1 protein-coding gene is annotated in these 2,431 nt (G+C 42.5%); it reads right to left on the bottom strand.

Going from position 1 to position 2,431, the window contains the following annotated elements; all coding sequences use genetic code 11:
* Positions 1 to 59 precede the first annotated feature (59 nt).
* Positions 60 to 2,330: an SUMF1/EgtB/PvdO family nonheme iron enzyme gene (locus tag QUB66_RS29480; RefSeq protein WP_332970782.1), complete on the bottom strand. Its 2,271-nt coding sequence runs from the start codon at positions 2,328 to 2,330 to the stop codon at positions 60 to 62.
* Positions 2,331 to 2,431: the final 101 nt, after the last annotated feature.

The following is a 2,431-nucleotide window of genomic DNA, read 5'->3' as shown; positions in this document are numbered from 1 at the left end:
GAGGTACTGGTACTCAGCGCCAGGAGCTTCATTTTTCTATTCTCAGTACCGCTTAGACCTTAACCGAGAAGTATTGCCTTGGGTGCTGCATCGTAGACATACTTGCCCGTATCATAATTGTCGTTATAATTAACTAATTCAGGGGTAATTCTTTCGCCAAAATAGAAAGGGGTTGTCGTACCTGCACGACAAGCATATTCCCATTCCGCCTCACTCGGTAAGCGATAGATTTTACCTGTTTTCTCAGACAGCTTCTGACAAAAAATTACAGCATCATTCCACGATACATTTTCTACAGGCCGCTTTGCACCCTTAAAATTAGAAGGGTTATTTCCCATCACCGCTTGCCATTGTTCTTGGGTAATGGCATATTTTCCGATATAAAATGGTTGGGCAAAAGTGACCTGATGTTGCGGGCGTTCATTATCATTACCTTCTCCCCACGGTGCACCCATCATAAAGCTACCCGTTGGGATATGCACCATTTCCAGCTTCACCCCATTGCCTAAATCTTCCTCTTTTTGATAAGCTTTCCTCGACTGCTTGCTACTTTGTTTCCCCTTCTTGTCCACCGTAATGATTTCAAAAGTAAATTCTTTACCTTTACTCGCTTTTTCCTCCCGGCGCAAACGTTCGGCTTCGGCTTCCCGCTGTTGACGTTCCCTTTCTTCTGCTTCCCGGCGTTGAATCTTTACTTCCGCTTCCTGTTTTCTATCCTCTAATACACCCAAAGCCACATCGCGAATCTGCAAAACATCCGGTAAACTCGGATTTATTTGCAAGGCCAGATTAAAATCTTCAATTGCCAGTTCTAACTGTCCTAACTTCTGATAAACTAAGCCGCGAGGGTGGTAAACATCAGCGTCATTGGGATTAAGTCGCAATACCCGGTCAAAATCTGCGATCGCACCCTGATACTCACCAATTTGATCGTAAGCCAAGCCGCGCTGAAAATTCGCCTCAAAGCGAGAATCGTCTAACTGTAAAACTTGATTAAAATCAGCAATTGCCAAGGAATATTCCCCATTTTTTGCCCGTTGTAAACCCCGTTGCCAATAAGACTCAATGACGCTTAGTTGTAAATCCGCCCCCAAACCTTGCAAACATTGATTTAGCTGGGTTACATAGGGCAAATCATCAATGGTTAAAGCCGCAGCCAAAGCATTTAATAACTGAGTTTGTTCTGGAATCGGTAAACCATGCAATTTTAACCAATCTTGGACAGACAAATATAACTGTGCTGCGGCCCACTGCTTGTCAGCCAAACTCAACAGAGATACAGCTAAATCTAAACGCAAATCAGGAATTAATGCCGACTCTTCTTCAGCCAAATTATCATACAATCCCTGATAATAACCCACGGCAATTTCTATGATAATCTGCTGTTCCTCAGCGGGCATCTTTTCCAACATTTCTGGGAGAAACTGCGGTAATAAAGGTGTTTTTCGCTCATCGGGAGGCAGAAACATCAGACAATATTCATCAACAATTAACCCCGCGAATACAGCATGGAGTATTCCTATAAATTCTGCCAAATCATTGTAATCATTTTTGTGCAAATGATAAGGGCGATGAATTTCGCTTAAATCTTCTCCTTCCTCTAGCGCACCGCGTTCAATTTCCGAAATTCGCAAATTTTGCAGATAGCCTTTAACTGTTTCCTCACCATAACGGCTATCGAAATCAGCCACAGGCTTACCCGAATCAATATACGCTTGTCGTTTTGTTTGCCAATTCAAAGCCCGTTCTTTAGCAAAATCATACAATACCTCCACCCAAGCTAACTGATTAATTGGGGTTTTGTAGCGATATTTTTTGAAGTTAATATGCCAAAAACCAAAGCGCAAATAAAAGTCATCCGGCGTGGCGGATGAATCTAAAATTAGAGTAGGAATCACGCGCAAACCTGCAAATAAGTTTTCCGCCGCCGCTTCTTCCCGAAACACATTACTCCGCCAATAACCGCCCATAAATTGCACAGGCAGACCATCGCTGATATACTTATTTAGGAAGTTTCGCAGATAATTGCTTAAAAATTCCTCAGATACCGGAAAGTTTTGAGTTGGTTTAGCAGGATCGTGAGTCAAGACTGGTGGTGATAAGAAAACTCGTAAAATGGGTGTATCTTCGGGGTTTATGTTGGCAATAATGTTTTCAGCGGTGACGAGAATTGGGGAATTTTGTAGATTTTGTTGCTTGACAATGGCGGCAATTGCTGTTTCGCGATTTGCCTGAGCAATTTCTCGTGCTAGGAGTGCATCTAACTGTTTTAAGTCTAGTTGGAGTTGACGCTGTTCGGCGATGCAGAATTTTTGCAATTCGGCGCGCAATACTTCTAGTTGGGCGCTATGTTCCAGGGTAAGAGCATCTAATTTGGTATAAAATGTACTTGAAAAATTACTTCAGTCATGGTAATAGGCAGGTGAAAATA

This window comes from Microcoleus sp. A2-C3 (genome assembly GCF_036706065.1).
Lineage (GTDB): Bacteria > Cyanobacteriota > Cyanobacteriia > Cyanobacteriales > Microcoleaceae > Microcoleus.
This window is presented reverse-complemented; position numbering and strand designations above follow the sequence as displayed.